The following is a 21837-nucleotide window of genomic DNA, read 5'->3' as shown; positions in this document are numbered from 1 at the left end:
ATAGGAAGGGACTTACAAACGTTTATCCCTTTTCAAATACATGTAAGGTCTGTTCTGAATCCAGCACATACATGCGGTTATCAAATACATAAAATACATCTTCGGCTGCGGGGATCATAACACCCCTGCGGCCTGTTTTATCGGTATCGTGGATCCGGTAATGCCATAACAGCTCGCCGGTTTGTATATTCCATTCGCTGATAATAGTATCCAGGATCCCTGCCAGGTACATTTTGTTATCCCTGAATATTACGTTGGCATAAGGATCAATACCTGCTGACTTAATATGGGCTGACAGGTCTGCACTATGAAGGCGTGTGCCATCCCCGGCATTGATCTGCCATATTTCCGTATTTACAAAACATAGTATGGCCTGCTCCATTACCTGGAATCTCATACCTGCACCTTTCAGCTGCCAGTGTAACTGACCGTTGGCGGCATGCAGGCAAAGCAAATAGTCCGATTGGCCGCCGGTAACACCAACGTATATACGGCCTCCTGCAAACTGCGGGCGGGCAATGATCTCATAGCTGCCTGCAGGCAAGCCCAGCTCATTGATATTCACTTCCCACAGAAGGCTGCCGTTTGTTTCGCTGAAACAGGTAAGCACATCCTTTTTCTCAGTATGCGTGGTTACCAGCTGATCGCCGTTCCTGCTGAAAAGGTGGGCATAGGTACCATCTGCTTCCCAGATTATGTTGGAGCTCCGGAAATTATATTTGCTCAGTTTCCAGCCGGCCGCTGTTTTATTGCGGATGATCATGTGATCATCATACAGCAGCTTGATCTGCAGGCTGCCGGTATAATTGAACGGGTATTCATTCCGGACGTTGCTGTTAGTATCCCAGGCAATGATCTTATCCTTTGTGCGGGTGATCACTTCCCCGTTCACCATTGCTGCCAGCACAAAAGGTGCTGCATCTGGCGCACTTTCAGTTACTGAAAGGTTGTTGTCTATGCGCACAATGGCATTATCGCTGTTCTTATAAACAATGCCTGTTGCTGTAATAAGCGGTTCTGTTACCTGGTTTAACCGGCGGATTAATTGCATCATATTATCTGACTAAAAATATGGTTTCAAAATTGGCATTAATGAACGCACGTACATCGTCGTCCGTAATACCTACCAAAGGATCGTAGCCGCTAAAATACAATGTTTTCTTTGCCGCTGTTAATGTATTCAGCTGCGCCAGGCCGTCGGTGGCCAGCAATTTGTTTAATACCTGTGTTCTGATTGTTGCCGAATCCAATTTTGTCCGGTCAAACACCCATTTTATCTGTTCTATCACTGCTGCTGCGATCAGGTCTTTTGTAAACTGTTCTGCGAAATCGCTGCCTATATCCTGTACGCTTTTGAATTCGTAGAATGTTTTGCGCTGTTGGTTCCTTGCGTCTGTCATGTCTATGGACCTGCCGGGGCTGGGCTGGGTATCTTCAAACTGCAGCGTGCCGCCGTTCATGGCTGTTGCATACTCACCCAGGAACTTCATGTTAAAGTTGAAGCCTTCCAGCGTAGCACCGCTGTTCACCTGCTGCAGCTTGGCTTTCAGCTTATTCATGTTCACAAAAGTTGCTGTAAGGTTGTTACATACCCGCTGCAGATTATCAAACACGGTTCTGTCATACTTTTCAGCAAAACTTCTTGCGGAGGCGCCCGCCCGTGCAATGCCAACAAATTCGGCACGGGTAAATACGTAAGGTGCTTCTTTCAACCGTGCGTTTGTCCATGCGCTTGCCAAACTTCTCAGGTGCTCAGGGCTCACGCGCAGGCAGGTGCGCCCTGCTTCTTTATAAATGGTCCAGGCTTCCACGATGGCGGCTGTCAGCACGCCTGTATTATCGGCCAGGTATGTATTAACGCCGTTGCAGGTTATTGCTTCGGGCGGTTTTGGTACTACAAGGTCCTGCAGGAACACATCCAGGTCAGTAGGCGGTAACATGTCAAGCCTTGCGCAAACCTGTAAGCGTGTTGGCTCGGGCAGGTTACATAATTTTGCAAATGCCTCATTCTTCCTGCCATAGCTGGCTTTTGCATCCAGTCTGCATATAAGTGGTTGTTGTTTACACAGCTCGCATTCGTCCTCATCTTTTTTGGTGTCTGTTTGGCCTGGTGACTGCCTGGCTCTTATAAGAGCGCTTACTATTGGCTGGGCTTCACCTTCCGCATACACCAAATGCACTTCTTCACCAGCTGTTACTACTACTGCCTGGGCGGTAGGGCTCTGGAATACTTTCACAGAAGCAGCTTTCGCCGGCAAGGTCGGCGCTTTCAGGGCTTCCAGCAGGTCCGGCGCAAACTCAGGTATTTGCTGAAAGCTCATTTGTCCTTCTACAGTGGCTTCCACGAGCTGCCGCAGGGCCAGCTCCTTCATCAGGTTCTTACTTTCCGCGCTGTTCAAAATAAATTTTCCAGAACGTCCTGCTACCACCAGCTTAGGCGCTGTAGCTGTTTGCACGCCGCCGCCACTACTACCGCTGGTTCCTCCACCGCCGCTGCTGCCGTTACCGCCGTTACCTCCGGGTGAGGTGCCGCCGCCATTATTGCCGCCGCTTCCAATACCATCCAGGTCATCAAGATCGTCCAGGAAAAGGGCTTCAGGATCACTGAATGCTTCTCCTTCTTTTGTCAGGCGGGATGCCCGGGCAACCGTGGTCTCATTAACAACCTGGAATTTGATCTTATACTTTGCCATTACTTCACTGAACGTTTTAGATGCGCTCTTAGCCACATTGGTGGCGGTATTGGCAATGGCCGCAAGATCAACTGCGCCGAGGTCCGGGTTCTTCATCCATGCCGCCAGCTGTTGAAAACGTAGCGGATAGGCTGCGCGTAGTTTGGCAAGAAAGGCTGGGTTGTTCTTTATAAGATTAAGAAAGCTGGTACTTAGCTTTTTAGCTGTGTTAATTACACCTTTACCCAGGGCGGCCGCACCCCTCCCGGCCGCAAACAGGTTCACACCAAATTCTACTGCCTTAAAGATCTGGTAACCGGTAGTTCCCAGATTTTCTTTCATGAAGTTGTTAAAGCCGGGATATTCCTCACCCGCTATAGCAGTAAGGGCAAAGAAGGTTTCCGCAACGATCAGGATCCTGGCCCCCAGGGTGGCAGCAGAAACAAAACCGCCTACACCTGTAGCCAGCGACACAGCGGCCAGCGTCATGTTCACATTATGCTTGATCTCTTTATTATCAACTTTTTTCAGGTACCATTGAATAAAAAAGCTTGGCAACAAGGTGATCTGGTCCGGCTCTACGCTAAAGCCGGTGCCGAAATTTATTTCACTGGTAGGTATAATGGCTATCAGGTCAAAAGGCTCCAATGCATCGTCTTCCCCGATAATGCGGGTGGGGATATCGGCACAGGTGGTACACCCGGCGGGGGCCGGCGGCGGCTGGAAGATGCCATTCTCTTTCATGTCCCACTTTGGCTTACCAACACCGTATTTTTGTAAGGTGGTGCCCAGTTCCTCATCATACTTTGGAGTGTACTGATAAAATGCGAACTGGGGATTTAGGGTGATGCTTTGCCCATTGATAGTAACAGTAGCAGATGTTGCTTTGGTTTCATCCTGGATGATGTTCTGCATTTTACCATTTTCCCAGGAGAAGATCCTGTTCCTGGTATACAGGTCATCCAGCGCTTTATCAGTGGCGTTCTTCACTACCATCGGCGCTAACACGCCCATGAGTTTTGAATAGTTACCTTCGCCTACCGGCTCATCATCCATTTTCTTGAAAATGTCTTTCAGCAGCTTGTACTTCTTGTCCGTACCCTTCAGGTCTTCCATCAGCGATGGCTGCTGGTCGTCCGGGGTAGTGGATATCAGCGCTATCATTAAATCTTCAGAGCTTACAATGGTTTGGCCGCTTTCGCTCTTCAGAATGTTCACCCAGCGGCTGGTATTGAGCACCTGCCACCAGGAATTATCATTCAGCTCTTCCAGTTTATTCAGGATCGTTATAGCGCGAATGCGCCCCGGGTATTTCAGCACAGCTAATTCACCCTCGCTAAACACATCCAGCGCTTTTACAAGCTGGGATGGTGAGGTGATCTCGGGCAATAGTTTAGTGATCTCTTTAAAATTCTCATTGAACTTATACAGGTTATCATAAAAACCACGGAACACAGCCGGGTAATAACCATCCCCGGTTTTTTTGTCGCTCAGATAAGCCACATAGGCATCATAGTCCATACTGTTGATCAGCAGCGCCAGTTTTTTCAGGATCAGCTGATCCTCGCACAGGTCTTTATAATCATTGTAGAACTTCATGCCCCGGCTATCCGACGCCAGCTTGGCAAAGTCTTCGTTCACCTGCTTGAAGTCGGCATTGAACTTGGCAATGCTGTTGGCGGCCGCTTGTATAGTTTGTTTTAAAAAGCCTATGCGCAGGCTGTTCTGATCGCTTTTGGCGTTGTTGGTTTTGCTTACATAATCGGTGGCGCTGATCTGGAATCCGTTTACCATCAGAGAGGATGATCCATGGTAAAAGCAACGGTGGCTTACTTTATAGGTGCCGTTTATGTTAGTGAAATAAGAAATGATGTATAATACGGAGTTGGTAGATAACAACTTTGTGTTCTGCCTTATTTTCGGAATAACACTTTTCCATATGGATTCGCTGGCGTTAATGTCGGCTACTTCATATTTATTCTGCGCCTTTACACTGGACCATTTAATATCAGATACATCTTCAGGGGCCGCATAGTTGTAAATAGATGCCAGCACTACGTACAGGTGCTCTGTTCCGGTTTGCGCCTGCACGGTATTCACCAGGGAACGTACCTGTGATTCCAATGTGGTATTGCCGTTGAACCAGAAGTACTGCCCGTTATTTACATAATCCGCATAAAAGGTCTGGGCAGGATCGTCGTACATCAGCAGGTAATCTTTCTCAGCCTTGTTCCTGTCGGCCCTTATCTTACTATTAACGGCTTTGGTTAAACGGTTCACATACCGGTCTACCAGGCTGTCGGCCGATGAAGACGACGCGTACAACGGTATGTATCCTAACAGTACACTTATACAAATCAGTATCCTTTTCAGTAACCGGATCATTTTCCTGTTATTTAAGTAAGTTGTCAATTTTAAGTTTCAGCTGTTCTGTTGCGTATTTGATCATATCCTGTTTGCTGGCATCTTTCATTTGCATGCTCATGATCTCCTTAATAAGGGTTTTGCCATCCAGCGCAACATCATCTTTAAAGTCATTATTCACGGCTGCTTCATCTTTGTAGAAATCGGAAGCGGCAAATATTAACTTCATTGTGATCAACAGCTTACGTTTTTGGTTATAATCTTTTACCAGTGCGGCAAATTCTTTGGAGCTGGCCGGTATATCGCTTTCTGTCAGTGTTTCATCAAAGCCGCCCAACGCTTCTATCTGGGTATTGGCGGTAGTGTCCGTGGTAATACCCTGCTTATCAAACACCGCTTCTTTGATCAGGCGCTGCTGCGTTGCAAAGCCGGTGCTGGTGCCACTGGATGATTTGTCTGCTTCTGCTTTCAGCGCTTTAATGGCTTTTACCAGCACATCTGCCACATCTTTCACCAGCTCTTCCTTCTCCTTATTCACTGCAGCTACTTCCTTCTTGGCATCTTCAAACTTCTTCTCTGCGGTATCCATCTTCTTCTTGGCGGCGGTTTTTTCTTCCGGTGTTTGCGCTGCATCGTACTCTTTCTTCGCCTCGTCGTATTCTTTCTTGGATTGCTCCATGTTATCGGCAGCAGTATTCATACGGTCCTTCAGCTCTTCCGGCAGTTCTGCTTCAGCCATTTCTTTGATCTGTTCCGTCAGCTCTTTAATGGCCAGGTAATCCTCATCTATGGCCAAATGCGCCAGGTCGTTGATCACGCTTGCAAAATCTTTAATGGCCTGCACTGCCTTATCTACATCCACGATCTGTGTGCCCAAAGAATCAAAGGTGCTCATGATCACCCCGCTCATCAGCTGCCGGTCTGTGTTCACTTTTATATTGTCAAACTTCACCTTTAAGCGGTTGTAGCCCAGGAAGGGGATGGTGATATAACCGTAACCGGTAAATGAACCTGCGCCGCGTACCTGTAATAAGCGCACCGGGAAGTCGCCGGCCATGATCTGGTCATCGGGCTGCAGCTCCTGTAGCGCCGTTTGGTTGGCCAGCTTAATATCCGGCAGCAGGCCGCAGTTCCTGTTGGAGATTGTGTCGCGGGAGGGTACGGTGAAGCCATGCACGTCGCCCAGGGTTTTGTTGCCCAGGGTGCAATAGCCGCCTACGCGGTAATCATATTTGCGGCCGGGTACTGCATCATAAATAGTTACTTCGCTGCTGGTGGTTTTTACGTTGAACCATTCTGCGTTATCCTTGCCCTGCTCCCGGTATTCTACCAGGTATTCAAACATTTTAGGCTGCGGCAGCCAGGTAATGGTAATGCGGCCATCCTGTACCGTGGCCACGGGCTGCTGCGGGGGCGCACAATCTTCCTGCAGGGTGAAATAGAAGATCTCCGTATAGCCGTTATTGGTAAATACGTCAAATTCATCCATGCCCTGTTTGGCTTTGGCACGTATGCGCCAGGCATAACGTTTGCCGGGCAGCAAGGGAGGTTCTGCAGGACCATATAACAGCGTAGTGCTGGCCGTAGTGGTCTGGTACAGGGGAGGGGTGGTGCTAAAAGCAGCTTCCGGTAAAATGCCGGTGTCCCAGATCTCTACCAGCGTAAATTCATATTCTGTCTGGAAAGCGGCATTAGGACTGCCCATATGCCGGGGCGTCCAGTTAAAAACAATGTTCAGCGGATCACGGAACGATACGGCTTCTCCTTTGCGGGGCAGGTTTAGCAGGGGCGGTTCGCTGGTGCTGATCCATACCGGCGGGGCACAGCCCAGCTTATCATTGCTTACCAGCTGTCCGCTGTTCAATTCCACTACTTCTATACAAAAGTTATAAAAGCCATCCGGTAGCTTGCCGCTTTGCTGCAATTGCTGCCGCGGTACACCGGAAACCTCCATGTTATCAATGTTAAAATACGGCGCCAGGTCGTTCAGCGATAGCTGCACCGGTATGCCAGCTTCCAGCGCTATAAGCGGGTAAGAGCCATAGTCGCGGTTGCGCAGCGCCACCGTGGTGCCTTTGATATTCAGCCGCAGTCGTACCTGCAGCACCGGCTTTTGCAGGTCGGTGTTCAGCAGGGTAACAATCATGCGCGCCTGCGTACCGCTATACAGGTTACTGAGCTGTGCTGATACCGGCTGCAGCGTTTGCACCTGTACCCGCACGGGGTACTGCTGCGCTGCCAGCGGCCGGCACAGAACGAACAGTAGTAGTATGCTGACTGCTATTTGAATAAAACGTGTAGCTGTCACCGTATCTTATTTAATGATTATTGACTGATGATGATCTTCCTGATAGCATTACCCATAGGCGTTTCCAGCAGCAGCAGGTAAGTACCTGCGGTGATGTTCAGCTGGTAACCCACGTTGAACTGTACGGCCGGACTTTCTTTCCGGTCGTTCACCAGCTGGTTGCTGATAATGTTAAACAGGCGTAAACGTATGTCGGATGCCTTGTCCAGCGCTATGCGCACATTGAACTGTCCCGTATTGGGATTTGGCAATATTTCAAAGGTTTTAATGAAAGGTTCTGCTGCGCCGCCGGGTTGCGTGAAGGTTTGTTTTTCAAGCACGGCAATATCCTTGCTGAACAATTTCTCACAATCTCCCACACGGGTACGCAGCTGTATCCGGTACACACCGGTATCCGCAAAGCGCAGCTCTGCCAGCAGCGGCGAGTTTTGTACTACGGTAATGTTGCGGTTAGCAGGTATTACCCATTCAATTTTTTCCGGCAGCGGGTTGCTGATGTTCACAAAAGAAACATCCTCATTCTGGAAGATCTGCGTAGCTGCCACAAACTCTGCGGAGATGGCTACCTTATTCTGCTGTATGTTAATGGTATCCGAACCTTTACAACCTTTGCTGTCTGTAACATTCACCCAGTACTGGCCGGTTTGGCTAAGCGTTACCTGCGGCGTAAGGGCCTGCAGCGCAGGGTTACCGCCCCATACATACTTAGCTTGCGGGTCTGCAATAGCGGCATCTACCAGCCAGGTTTGATCATTACACAAAGTTTTATCAGGTCCCAGCTGTACCTGCAGCGGTGCAGGATCGGCCAGATTAAAGGTTTGAATGCGTTTGCAATTGTTGGCATCTGTAACGGTAAGGGTGTATTTGCCGGCGCACAGCTTATCCAGCGCAGTGCCGGTTTGCCCGGTGCTCCACTGGTAGCGGTAAGGGGCTACCCCGCCGCTGATGGTGGTTTTGATATAACCGTCACAGTCGCTATGGCAGGTAGGCGCTTTAATATCTGCATCTATGGTAATGCCGCCGGGTATAAAAATGTCTACGTTGTTCTGTGTTTCGCAGTTATGCCCATCTTTCACAAACAGCAGGTAAGCGCCTTCTGTTAAGCTGTGAAGGGTGCTGGTAGTATCGCCGGTGGTCCATTCATAATGGAAGGGGGCCGTACCACCGCTTACCAGGGCTGTAATGCTGCCATCCTGCCCGGAAGCGCAGGTTACTGCAGTTGCATTCAGCGCTACGGTTAATTTATCCGGCTCCACTAAATGAAAAGTATCTGAGCTGCGGGTAATGTTATTGTAATCTGTTACCTGCACCAGGTATTTTCCACTAGGCATGCCCGTTATAATGCTGTCTGTTTGCGGAACAGGCTGCAAGCTGCCATTCACCACCTTAAACCAATGGTAGGTATAGGGCAGCCCGCTGCTGAAGGGGATGCCGCCGTCAGCATGTGCTACCATCTCCCCGTCGCTATCGTCTTTACAGGCTACATAGCGGTGCTCTGCAATGCTGGCTTTTAATAAGGGCGGCTCATGCAATGTATTGGCTACAGATACATAACAGCCGCTGGTGCTGTTATTGGTACAAATGCTGAACTGCGCATCTTTTACCTGTAAGGTATAAGTGCCGTCGCCAATATTTTGTAAGGTAGTGGTGTACTGGCCGGGCTGTATCTGCTCTGTATGGGTGCTTAATACCTGGTTATTGCTGTTCAGCCATTGTACGCTGTAAGAGCCGTCTGCAGCAGGTGTGCCGCCATTCAGCGTAATGCTGATGCTGCCATCTGTATACGTATAGGCCTTAGGGTCAATGGTAGTAACATTTACCACTGCCAGCGGCGCAGCCGGTTGTGTGATAACAGTATCCGGTTGCTGCTCACAACCATGAGCATCTGTCAGTAACAGGGTGTAATGGCCGGAGGGCTGATCCAGGATATCCTGCGTGGTTTCGCTATTGCTCCATGCCCAGGCGTAGGGCAGGGTGCCGCCGGTAACCGTTGATCTTATAAAACCATCGTTACCGCCATTACAGCTTACATTGCGGGTAGTGAGCGCTACCTGTAACAGGTCCGGCTCTACCAGGTGAAAGGAATCCGATTCTTTGGTGATACCGTTCCAGTCTGTAATGATCACCTTATAAAAGCCGGTGTTCAGCCAGTGTGCAGTATCATTCGTTTCCCCTATGGCGTGATACACGCCGCTGTTATCAGCCTTATACCATTCAAACTGGTAAGGCAGCGGGGCGGAGATAGGTACGCCACCGCTGGCAGTTGCAAACAGCACACCGTCCATATCGCCTTTACAGGATACGTAATGTTTTTCAGCAATGTTCACCACCAGTGCCGGGGGCTCTGTGAGGGTAAAGCTGCCCGTTACAATACAGCTTTGCATATTAGGGTCAGGGCCGGTGTAGTTAGCATCTGTTACGGTAATATTATAATCGCCCGCGCCTAGGTTGGCCAGCGAGTCTTCATAAACACCATTCACTACCTGGCCGGTATGGCTGGTTAATACGGTGCCATCGGGTTTTTGCCAGGTTACATTATATGCGCCGCCGGCTAAGGCAGTACCGCCTTTCAGCAGCACTTTAATGCTGCCGTCCGTATACCCGAAAGCTCTTGGGTAAATGAGCGTGGGCGTTACGATCTGTAATGGCTCTGCAGGTTGTGGTACATAAGCCACATCCGTAAGCTCACAGCCATGATAATCTTTTATGTGAAGCGTATACGTTCCTGTTGGGAGTGCATAAATATCTGCGGACTGGGCGCTGTTACTCCAGCTATACGCATAAGCCGGTGTGCCGCCTGTTACCACAGTGGTTAAAACGCCATTGCTGCCACTGTAACAGCTTACAGGGGTAGTGGTGAATTGTATGTTCAGCGGATCAGGATCAATCAGGTTTATCACATCGGACAGTTTCTCTATATTGTTTGCATCTGTCACTTTTACCTGGTACTGGCCGGCGGTTAAACCATTAGCTTGCGTACCGGTTTGGCCGAGTGGCGTGAGTGTGCCGCCCACCAGCTGGTACCATTCATAAGTATAATAAGGCGCTGTACTCATTCGCTTACCGCCTGTAGCCAGTGCGCTCAGGATGCCATTGCCATCTCCATGGCAATTGATACTGTCTGTAATAGTGGGTGTAACTTCCAGCAAAGGCGGTTGTGTAAGGGGATAGGTAGCTGTAACAATACAGCCCTGCTCACTGCCGCTGCCGGCAGATGAGTGGTTGGCATCCGTTACCCTCAGGGTATAGGCACCATCCGGTACATTATCTAACGTAGTGGTATATACGCCGCTGCCTACCATACCGGTCTGCGGCAGCGTGGTGCCGCCTGCGTTGGTCCAGGTGATATTATAGGACCCGTCTGCATTAGGTGTGCCGCCTTTAACACGTACCACAACCCTACCGTCTGAATAGCCAAAGGCCTTGGGATCAGTAGGCGTAGCTGCATCTATCACCAGGCTGGCTGCCGGTTCCGTAATGGTTTCCGGGCGTATGATCTCATTGTTGCTGGCATCTTTTGGCATACAGCCTTTGCTATCGCGCAGCCACAGGCTGTAAGTACCTGCATTCAGGCCACCCAGCGTATATGCCGTAACGTTACCAATGGATACCTGCCGGGTAATACCATCTGCTGCATTTTTATAGTAAAGTATATTACCGCCGTTACCGCCGCTGGTGGTAATGTTAATAGCGCCATCAGCGCCGTTGTGGCACCTTACATCATTCTGTTTGCTGCTGCTGAAGGTAATAGGCCCGGGCTGTACGATCTCAAAATTAGCCCTGTGCTGCGCAGTACCCGTATAAATAGGTACCGGGTTGGCAATATCAGTAGGGTAGCTGCCGCGCAGCAGAATACGGTATTTACGCGCACCACGGTCACTGGACCATGTATAGCTGTTATTACCATCCATGGTTATCTGGCGGTCGTCAATAAAGGCGGCCGGGTTACCAGCAGCTATTTCCTGTTTGTCCAGCTGCATCACCAGCCCTTCACGCGGTCTTAACGGGCGGCTGAATTTTACAATAAAGCTGCCATTCTGATCGCCATAACAGGTAGGCGGTACAGGTGTTACAGATAATATCTTAGGCGCAACAAACCTGGGGGTAAGGATCACGGTATTGCTTTCACCCGCGCCGCATGGATAGGCAACGCGCACCAATATGTTTTCCCTGCGTTCAATAGCATCCAGGAAAAAGTTATTAGGCAGGTCATTACCCGTGAACGTGATGGTCCGCTGCATGGGAAAGTTGGAGGGGAAATTGTTCCAGCCTGTAGAAGTAGTACGGTACTGCCATTGGTAAGTGCTGGCCGGGAAATTTGCCGTGGCATTCAGGGTAACGCTTGTTTCATCCGGCAGCGTAGCAGTTGTAGGTGTTATACTGACCGTTTTAGGATAGATACGCATGTTCAGGTTACCGGTGTACCTGGGAATGAAGTTACCGTGATTATAACTAAAACAAGGCTGCGATGGCGTTAAATATACATCCTGCGAAGCCTCTACATCATTCTTTTTACAACCGGCCGGAAAACCGCGGTCCCAGCTTCTTCTCCCGAAAATGTGAAAGCGCACCAGCCGTTTGGTATTGGTAAATGTAAAATAGTGGGTAGGGAAAGTTCTTACATCATTTTCATGTAAGCCATCCAGCGATTCTGTCCATACTCTTACATTGGTACCATCACTGTAATACGCAGTGATCTCAAACCGGCTGCTACAATCTGCTTTATCCGCATTTCCGTTATAATAAACGGAAAGGTCCATGGCCACTTCGTATTGCTGGCCACGGGCTACCGTATACACTAAAATGAAAAAAAACAGGGGTATAATTTTTTTCATCCGTTACAATTTAATTTTATGAGGGACCAGTAGCAGCCGGCAATTACGCCTGGTTGCAGCCGGTAATATTTATAGCAAACACCCCGTTCGCATGGGGGCTTAATATTGTACATTGATCATTTTTGAGCTGCCGGTAGCCCCACTGTTTAACACGGCCCGTATGCTGTACTGATATTCGGTATTCACCCGGGGCTGATCGTCCACAAAACGGTTGGTGCCTGGTTTCAGCACTTTCCACAACGTAACAGGCTTGCCTTTTTCTCCTTTATATAGCTGGTATTCCACCACATCGGCCAGGTCATCTTTCCAGAACAGCTCTATGTAACGCTCCTGGCGGTTCACCTGTGCATTGAATGAGCGTACCATACCTTTGGAAGGATTGTATGGAATACTTACCGTTAGCGGCTGCATAGGCTTGGATTCCAGCCCGCTGCTGTCTTTGGCCAGCAAGAGGTAGGCATAGGTAACACCGGGTGTTACGGTATTATCTGCAAAATTGTTAACGGGCGGCGTTAGCTTCTGTATGGCTTCCCAGCTGGTATTGGTGGCTGTTACGGTTTTGCGGTATAAGAGCTGCTGCGCCACATCCGCATCGGTACTGGGTATCCACGACAGGTACACAATATCCTTGGCTACCTTATAACCGGTAAGCACAGGAGAGGTAGGCGGTATCACATCCGGTTTTTTAAGCTCAAACACCGCAGAGTAGTCCGACTGGTTATATCGTTTATCCAGCGCCCTTACCTGGTAATACACCTTACTGTTAAGTGATTGTATGCCCACGGAATCGCGGAAGGTATTATGCTTCCACACAGAATCCACCAGCGATGCGGCTTCCTCACCGGCCATGTTGGCGCGGAATACTTTATAACCTAAAATGTCTTTTTCACTATTGGCCGCCCAGGAGAGCTTTACCACGCCGGTGCTGTCTATGATACCGGTGAGGCCTGTTGGCGCTGCCGGTGGTATGGAATCTACAGGCTGCACCAGCACCGGGAAAGAGGTGGAGGATTCGCCTTCCAGCGCTACGGCTGTAATGGTAAAATAATTGCTGGGCTCCAGGTGATCGTATAGGAGTGTACGTTGGTCCGGCGTAATATTGCTCATCACAGCTTTATAAGGCCCGTCTGCTTTTTCTGCCTGGTTCAGTGTAAATCCTTTAATGAGCTTATTACCCGCGGTTTCAAATTCCCAGCCCAGCTCCAGCACGCCTTTCTCATTGATAGCATTGCTGCGGATGTTGGGCGTGTACACCAGCAAATGTTTACCCTTGCCCGTTACCGGATCAGACGGCGGGCCAGGCTCTCCAAAGGGCGATACGCCCCGCACACGGTAGCGGTACACGGTATTATTATCCTGCAGCGAGTCAATGAAATACATACGCGGCGAAGGCTTTTTCTCTTTGCCGTTGAAATTGGTCACCGGGAGGGAAGAGGCGCGTTCGTAGTTCACACCGTCTTTTGAGCGCTCTATAAACCAGGAGTTGTAATAATGTTTCAGCAGGCTGTAATCCCAGCTCAGGATCACATTCTTATCGCCAAACACAGCGCCTATGTTAGCCGGTTTAGGCAGCTCCTTCCGGTCGGCCAGGCCAATGAAAGCGCCGGAAGAATCAATGCGCATACGGCCGGCAGGCGCCAGTGAACGTACGCGGTACAGGTATTTTTCATTGGGCCTTACTGTATTATCCTCATAAGCCCAGCCGGCCATTTTAGCGGCTTCAAAACTATTATCTGCTGCGTATAATGATAATGCAAAACGTTGTTCCAGCTCCTGCGACTGATTGATCAGCTGTGCAATGCCATTGTTACCACCACCACTTACTTCAAAGTCTTTTCCATAAATGGCCTGTGCAATGATTACGGCATAATTATCTTTTTTACAGATCTCCTGCCAGGCCAGCAGGGGCTGTGGTTTGATGGGCTGTGTGTTTAGCAGCTGTGATTCCGGTTTGGCCAGCACCTTGCCATCACGCAGCACGGTAAAACGCCACAGCTCAAAACCGTACTGGTTGCACAGCTTCCAGGCGCTGGCTTTGGTAACTGCCCAGCGCAGTAATACGCTGTGCTGCTGTGCCCTTGCCATTACCTGTATGCGGGCGGTATCTTTCCGCTGTGCGGAGAGGCTGCCTGAGAGCAACAGGAAGAACAGTACAAGACGAAGAATGATCTTAGCGCGCATATATCTTTATCACAGGTTTTTAATAGGTTTTCGAGTATTCATAGGTAACTGATGTGCCTTTAATACCACCCGGTAGCATATACTGGTAGGCTACTTTGTACTTGCCATTACGTATCAGCGGGTAATAACCATTGATCATATACAGGTACTTGCTTTGCAGCGGTGTGTCCAGGTATTTGTTCACCACCTGGTATTGTATATCATCCAGGTCCTCGCGGTACACTAACGGCAAGTCATACACGTAGGGCAGGCGCACGGCCAGCTCTGATGGTAATGGCTGTTTGCTGGTAATGCTGGCCAGGTAATCGCTCATCAGGGTCATAGCCTTGGTGGGCACCAGTCCCAGGTCGTCCGGATTACGGTGGGTAATGAAAATTTCCTGTTCTATCGGGTAGTTACGGTATAACAACGGGTTCACATCTTCCTGGAAGTAAGCATCATCTGTAATGGCGCTTACACTGATCAGCGGTGTGTAACCTGTAAAGGCAGTACCCTGCAGCTCCGGTACATCAAACAGCTCATAGTTGCCTACTTCTGCCTGCAGGCTTAATACCTCAAAGGTTACAATGCTGGCAATACCCCGTTTCAGCGGCATGGCATTCAGCTTGGCTGCAAAGGTCTTATAACGGCTGGTATGGAAGCCATAACCCAGCAGTGATTTGGTTACATCGCCCCGGCTTACTGCATTGGATTTATTTGCTTTTACGGTATAGTCGCCGTCTTCCCCGTTATCCTGCTTGGCATAACTTACGATCGCATCTTTGGAAGCGTCGCCGCCCGGCGGAATGGCCACCACATCATAGGTGTAATCCGTATTTGGTTGTATAGCCGGCATGGGGAAGTCTATACGCTGGTTCACGCTATCGTACTGCATAGCCTGTGTGGCAAATACAGCACCGTTAGTAGCAAACTGCAGCTGGTATTTCCAGCGCGCATCAAACAGATAGCTCTGGCCGCGCTGCAGTACTATGTAACCGCGGTTCAGCTCATCGCGGAACATATTACGCTGGTCTATTACCGGGTAACAGTGTGCAATGTTGGTAAGCGGTATAAAATCAGGTGCAGTGCCGGTGGTAAAGGTCACTACCTTTTCTTCTGTACTTTGCTGCCCGTTCATATACAGCGTTTGCCAGCTGCCGTTCTGCAATTCTTCAAAGATCACTTTCACTGTGGCCTTTAAGGTATGTTTGGTAGGTAGTACTTCTTTGGAGTAATAGGTAGCTACGTCATTATTGGCGTTCCACTCTACTCTGCCGGGTACCGGTTGCCCGTTATCCATTACGGTAAAGGCTTCCAGCTTGGTACGATAGGTTTTGGTGCCTTTGTCATCCTCCACATCAAAGGGCTGTCCAACACGCATGTTAAACGCTGCCTGGGGTGCGGCAAATACATCTACATCCGCTGTATTGTCTGCAGGCGTAACGTCTGCAATCATCTTCACATCTACCGGGCTGCTGCTGCCGGTTACAATCTCACATTCATCGCCTATGGTTACTTTCATTCGCATGTTACCGCTTACCAAACCGCCCAGGATCTCAAACTTCACGGCCATGTAACCCTTTAACCACGTGGGATTGGGCAGCTTGGCCTGCATAAGCACAGCGGCTGCGCCCGATATAATGGGGAAGCGTCCTTTAATAAATGCCAGGTTCACTTTTACGCCTACCTCGCCCTGCAAATACACATAGGCCTGCCCGTTAGCATACCATCCGTCAATACCAATTTTTTCTGTTTTACCGGCGCAGTGTGCATCGCCGTAATCTTTCAGCATAATGTCAAACCCTACACCGCATTTGAAGTTGGCGTACAGGATCAGGAAAGTAAGGTCGCCGGTTTCTACGGAGAGATTGGCGCCAAAGGCAAACCCTCGTCCATCGCCCAATGCATTCAGGTCGCGCATGTAATCCAGCTCCTCCATGTCCACACCCAATATGTCCGCAACTTCCTGCGGGGGCGGGGGAGAGCCGGGTATTTTATCGCCTACCATGATGTAGGCGCCTGTTTTAATAGCTATGCTGCCCAGGGCAAACTTAACGCCTAAACGATTGGTGGGCGTACCCATATGGAAGTACCACTCACCCGGCGCAATATGTATCACCGCCCAGCCGGCACGGTTGCCGCTGGCTGTACCGGTAAGTAAACCACCGGCTACATTCAGGTACACATCAAAGTTGGCGTGGAAAGTAGATTGTGTAAAATCATATTGAATGCCTACATAGGCAGAGAGGCCGCTTTCACCGGTCTTGAAATCATCGCCGCTCAGGCTTTCTGCTGCGGCAGAGGGGTTGGATACTTTGAGGCCCTGCAGTTTTTCACCTAAGCCTCCCAGCTTGCTCACCGCTTTTTGTTCCGCGGCTTCCATCTTGCTGAATGCCTTACTCATCTGATCGCCCATGTTGCCCGCTACATTGGGCAGTACGCCTAATATTTTGGCATAACCATAGAAACCAATGAAGTTAATGCCACCGCTTTTGTTGAAGGCTACTTCAAAAGATACTTCCCCGTTCACCACCTGCTTTTTCACAATGCTGAATAACACGGCGGCTTTAATACCCAGGCCTGTATTCTCATCCGGCACATAATTTACACCGGTAGGAGAGGCCAGCATATCCGAGCCCTGTTTTTTCATGCGGTAGTAAGCGCCGCCGCCAAAACCCTGTATGTTAATAGGAGGCACCAGCGGAATACCCAGGCCCAGATCGGCTTTGGCATCCACATACCAGTAGCGGAAATCCTTACAGCCAAACATGGCGCGCGCTTCTATCTTCACCTTATCATCCATGAAATCCGCTGCCACCATGCCGCTTACGGCATTGCCATATATGGGATCATCATCATAGAACTTAATGCGGCCGTTAATTTTCAGCGAACCGCCAATTTTGGCGTTAATGCCAATTTCTTCCAGCTTCAGCTTTTGAAACTTCCAGGTTTGTATGCCTTCCTGTTCATTGAACTTGCCTACCAGCCCTATCTTGGTGTCACCGCCAAAGTTCCCTTCCATCAGGTTCAGGCGGATGCCGAAGGTAAGCGTGGCTTCCCCATCCTGGGCGCGTAGCGATATTTCATTAATAGATACCGGGAAGTTGGAAACCGTGTTGGTATTCTGATAGCCGAAATAAGAAGTAGTTAAATAAGGCGGGTTGGTTTCAAGATGAAGGTCTTTGAATATAATGCCTTTGAAAGTGGCAAGAGGTTTACCATCATCCCCCTTGGTAGTGGCCGAGATGCCCAAACTGCCGTGCAGCATGGCTTCCGGCTGAAAACGCCCGTCCGCCAGCTTCAGCTGCACCCAGGAGTTAGGTTCCAGCACACACTTGGCCTGCCATACATTAAAGCTCAGCTCATTAATAGTACTGAGCTTAAGGATGTATTCATTATCTGCTGTAATAACCGCTGTATAACCTAATGGATCTTTGGCTACCGGCAGGCCCACCATACCGCTGAAACCCGCGCCTACCAAGTGGTTGGCTTCCAGGTCTATATTAAAATGATCTACTGTGAATTTCCAGCCGGAGGCGGTGCCATCCGGTAATATGTTATTGGCAAAGAAAGAGCCGGTTAAACCATTGTTATCAATGATCATATGCGTAGCGCCAAAGCTTACGCGCTTACCTGACTGTTCCCGCTTGGCAAATTGTTTGGGTAGTATGACTTCCAGGTCCTCCACGTACACGCCCCGCCAGGTATTGGGATTATCGGCCGGCATGTAACGCTGCTCATACCCTGTGGGATAAATAATATCCGGCGTATTGCGGATGTCACTGCCGTCAAATACGGCCTTGCCTATATGAAAACCAACGCCTTTTAAAGGCGCTATTTCAAAGGCTGGAAGGCTCAGGCTCACCAATATATCATTCCAGTCAGCTACTACGGTTTTAAACGCGGCAGTTACCTGCGCTTTAGGGTCTTCATTACGTTCTCCATCGGCTTTTAAAGGTACCAGCATGCTGCGCGGAAAAGCTACTTCGGCAGAGATGCCCAGCTCTTTAAACCCGTTACAGTCCATGGTTACATAGGTAAGATCCAGGCCCTGCCCGGTTTCCATGTTCATGCCGCCTTTCAGGATCAATGCGGCGGTACCTCCGTTTATGCGTATGGGTAGGTCGCCCAGTAATACCAGCTTGGCATCGCCCAGGATGCCGCCGTTATAGGAGAGCTTAATGCCTTTAATACCAAAAAAGATCTCATGCGGCTCCTGTGGTATTTCCAGCTTGGCAAATACCGTTAGCTCCGCATAGGTAGGGTAAAAGATAGCATTGCTGATAGCGATCTTCACGGAAGTGTTGTTCACCTTGCGGAAAAGCCCTATGGGCAGCTCGTTCAGGTCATCCGGTGAAAGAGAGGAAGTATAACGGTTATCCTTATCCATTTTCAGGAACTCCGCTTTGGCCTGTTCCCGGTAAGGATTCGTAGTATCGTTGCCGTAGGCAGCCTGCAAATAAGCATCGGTGAACAAGCCTTCGGCTGGTACAGGAATGTTATTGGCTAAGAGCTGCCGGTCTATTTCCGGGAAACTGCGGGTTTCTGCAACGGTATTCATAATAGCTACCGTTGGCACCGCGGGTGCTGGCGTTTTAAGGGAATCCGTATCACCGGCCATTGCAATAGAGGCGCTGCCTAGTAATAGAAAGGCAAGGCTTAGGGATCGGCAATAAAAGTTACGCAGGTAAAGTTTTACCATAGGCCAAATAGGGTGTAGGTTATGATAAGGGGAGGGGTTTCATCTCTTAGTTAACAAATGTACTTATGCTACTTGTCTCCCCCGGACATTACCGGTTTTCTATTGTAAGTTTACGCAATATTACAATTTTATATTAATTAAAGAAAAAATTTATTTGTCTTGTGCGGGGGAGCGAAGGGGCTTATAACCATTGAGATACGTACCCGGGGGAGGTGAGAGGATGGTTAATGGGTTGTTAATCAAATGTAAATGGGTTGTTAATGGGGGGATGTTTTTTTTAGGTTAAGGAAGAAAAAATGGGAGGGTGGATGCGGAAATCTGTGGGACTATAATAAGGATTATATATCTTTCTTTACAATATATCAAATTAGATAAAACAGAGAGAGACGGAAATGGATTTGAAAACTGCTGATAATAACAACACTGATTTTTATGATGTTAATACCATTGCGAATTATGACCCCGCAATCATTCAGTGTTTAGAGCTGCCTGTTGGCAGTCAATTAGAAAGAATATCCAATACAAATAAATACAGATTGGTAAATGAATAGCGCATTTTCATTGTCCCTTACCACAATTAAAAAAATAGAACATCAATGATCCGCAATCGAACATTTAAAGCGCAGATATTAGCTCTTTGTCTGGTAATAACTTTAAATCTATTCTGCCAGAAGACGATGGCATGTGATTGTATTATGCATCCCGTTACTTCATATATTCCTACCTCAGCGTTTATTTTTACTGTAAAAGTGAGAAATGTACATAAGGAAGAGATCAGCTACTATAAAGGACATAGAGCTACTGTTGAAGTGGTTGAAATGCTTAAGGGGCAGGTGCTTCCAGGGTAAGAGTTAGAGTTTGACGCAATAGATGATAGTAACTGTACGTTCTCCTTTGATCCGGATGAGACCTACCTGTTATTTGCATTTAAAAAAGATAATAAGTTTTATGTTTATACCTGCTCGTATTCAGAAAAAGTTACCGTTTCCGGGAAAAATATTCGCATCGTAAAAAAGTATTTGCGCAAAAAGCATAATAGAGATTAGCCAGGTATCACTAGCTGCTTTAACAGAGGGAGGAAGTACTTTTTTGGGGTCATTAGGCCCACCGCAGCCAGTTACGCAAAAGAAACAGGTACGGTGGTCGTATCGCCGTCTCATACTTGCGTAACTGGTTAGTGGTAGTTTAGAGCCGTATCTTATATCGATTCAACAGACATCATTGTATATTTCTCTTTTGCATTCACAGTGGAAACAATAATGGAACCTTCTTTAGCAGGTAATACCGTTACCGATTTTCCATTGTCATCGCGTTTTATGGTACGGATCACTTTCTTTTGTTCCATGCTATAAATAACATATGCCTTTTCATCTGCCATTATAAGGTAAGTCCGCCGGTCTACCGGTGACACAACTGTAAAACAATAAGCGCCAAGATAATAACTATAGCTGCCTCTCTGGATGCGGCCCTTCACAGGTAAGGTGTTTTCGTACTTCAGTTTTCCGATCGAATCCATTTTCATTACCAGTGCGCTTCCTGCCGGAAAGCTTCTGTATTTTGAAAGTGCCAGTCCCGGCGCAACAGCGGCGCCCACTAAAGGATTTGAGGCAAATAATGCCAAACGCGCACCGATCAGTCCCCAGCCTATTACATTCCATGCAATAGAACTACCTCTTACCTTTGAATTGATAACACTCCCTGTATAATAAGTATTACCGTAGAAATCCCTGAAAGACTTATTTGGCGTAATATAGCCATCCCCGGATTCAAAATATCCCTTAGCAGTTACATTGGATTTTGATTCATCATACCAGTAAGTGAACTGCTCTTTTATCTCTCCTTTTTTATGACCATTCAATTGAATATTAAACACGCCGCCATACATTCCCCTCCGTATTTTTAACCCTTCATCCTTGTTCATGGGTTTCCTGAATTTCGGATTGTATATTAACCCGGAAATATCAGGTTTCCCGGAAACAGGATCGTTCTCAAAGCCAAGCGCCAGCAGGTTGTTCCCCTTCTTATCTTTCAGTATATATTTTGGATACGTGCTTTTATCATCGGCATTATAAGAATGAACAGTGTATTGATTCTTTCCGGCGCTTTCTTCTTTCTTCGTTATGAGATAAACGTCATGGTCAGAGGTCATGAACTGCACGATATCACCAGCTTCTGAAACTTTCTTTTCCCAGGTGTTTTCACCATTCATATCATAGAATACCATATTCTTCCTGGAATCATCACCATAAAAACAAACAAACCCCTTACCACTGATATTTTGTACCCTCACCGGTTCTTTTAGTACTGATCCCGGTATGAAGTCCGGATTCCAGTTTCCCGCGATATTAACGTCTAATGATAACTGCGCTGTTTTTATAATTTCACCTTTCAGGTTAATAAACTGGGTCAACATCCAGGCTTTTCCACTCCGGAATGCTTTTTTCCTAGTAGCGCGGTGTTCATAAGTATATCCCAGCACATTACTTTTCACATAGGCAAGGCAAAGTATATTATCTTCAATCATCACATCCTCAAGACGCAGCTTTTGCTCATGAAAATTAACAACCCCAATATCGTTCAGATTTTCATCCATTATGGTGATCCTGTAACTGAATGAGTCTTTATCCAGCTTTTCCAGCTGCGTAAAGGCCAGGTAACCAACCAATACATCATTCTCCATAATGGGTTTTACGGAAGTAGATATATCCTGTCCCACCTCCCGGAATATCTTTGTTTGTGAAAATGCGGTAGCACAAAGGCATCCCAGTAATATTATTAAGTTGAGTTTTTTCATGT

Annotated in this window: 8 protein-coding genes; 1 reads left to right on the top strand and 7 read right to left on the bottom strand. The window is 48.2% G+C overall.

The window, feature by feature from the left end:
• Nucleotides 1-22 precede the first annotated feature (22 nt).
• From KVT36_RS09345 to KVT36_RS09320, 6 genes are all read right to left on the bottom strand, one after another.
• On the bottom strand, nt 23-1054 hold the full coding sequence (locus KVT36_RS09345; RefSeq protein WP_217603231.1) for a PQQ-binding-like beta-propeller repeat protein: 1032 nt from the start codon (nt 1052-1054) through the stop codon (nt 23-25).
• Nucleotide 1055: 1 nt separating this feature from the next.
• Nucleotides 1056-5057 (bottom strand): hypothetical protein, encoded by a 4002-nt coding sequence (locus tag KVT36_RS09340; RefSeq protein ID WP_217603230.1) that lies wholly within the window; start codon nt 5055-5057, stop codon nt 1056-1058.
• A gap of 7 nt (nt 5058-5064) precedes the next feature.
• Nucleotides 5065-7344, bottom strand: a complete 2280-nt coding sequence (locus tag KVT36_RS33155; protein WP_217603229.1) for a fibronectin type III domain-containing protein — start codon at nt 7342-7344, stop codon at nt 5065-5067.
• Between the two features lie 17 nt (nt 7345-7361).
• Complete coding sequence (locus KVT36_RS09330; RefSeq protein ID WP_217603228.1) at nt 7362-12179, bottom strand: T9SS type A sorting domain-containing protein; 4818 nt, start codon at nt 12177-12179, stop codon at nt 7362-7364.
• Nucleotides 12180-12278: 99 nt separating this feature from the next.
• A complete protein-coding gene (locus KVT36_RS09325) occupies nt 12279-14360 on the bottom strand; it encodes a fibronectin type III domain-containing protein (RefSeq protein WP_217603227.1) in 2082 nt (693 codons plus the stop codon).
• Nucleotides 14361-14379: 19 nt separating this feature from the next.
• Entirely contained in the window at nt 14380-19041 is a 4662-nt protein-coding gene (locus KVT36_RS09320) for a hypothetical protein (protein WP_217603226.1), read from the bottom strand.
• A 392-nt stretch (nt 19042-19433) separates the two neighbouring features.
• Here KVT36_RS09320 and KVT36_RS33150 point away from each other — a divergent pair, with 392 nt between their 5' ends.
• Nucleotides 19434-19592, top strand: a complete 159-nt coding sequence (locus KVT36_RS33150) for a DUF2185 domain-containing protein (RefSeq protein ID WP_217603225.1) — start codon at nt 19434-19436, stop codon at nt 19590-19592.
• A 647-nt stretch (nt 19593-20239) separates the two neighbouring features.
• On the opposite strand, the gene KVT36_RS09310 is transcribed toward KVT36_RS33150, so the two are convergent.
• Nucleotides 20240-21835 (bottom strand): DUF6770 family protein, encoded by a 1596-nt coding sequence (locus KVT36_RS09310; protein ID WP_217603224.1) that lies wholly within the window; start codon nt 21833-21835, stop codon nt 20240-20242.
• Nucleotides 21836-21837: the final 2 nt, after the last annotated feature.

It is taken from the genome of Chitinophaga sp. GbtcB8, assembly GCF_019091455.1.
Lineage (GTDB): Bacteria > Bacteroidota > Bacteroidia > Chitinophagales > Chitinophagaceae > Chitinophaga.
Note: the sequence above shows the minus strand (reverse complement) of the source record. Positions and strands in the feature narration are given on the sequence as shown.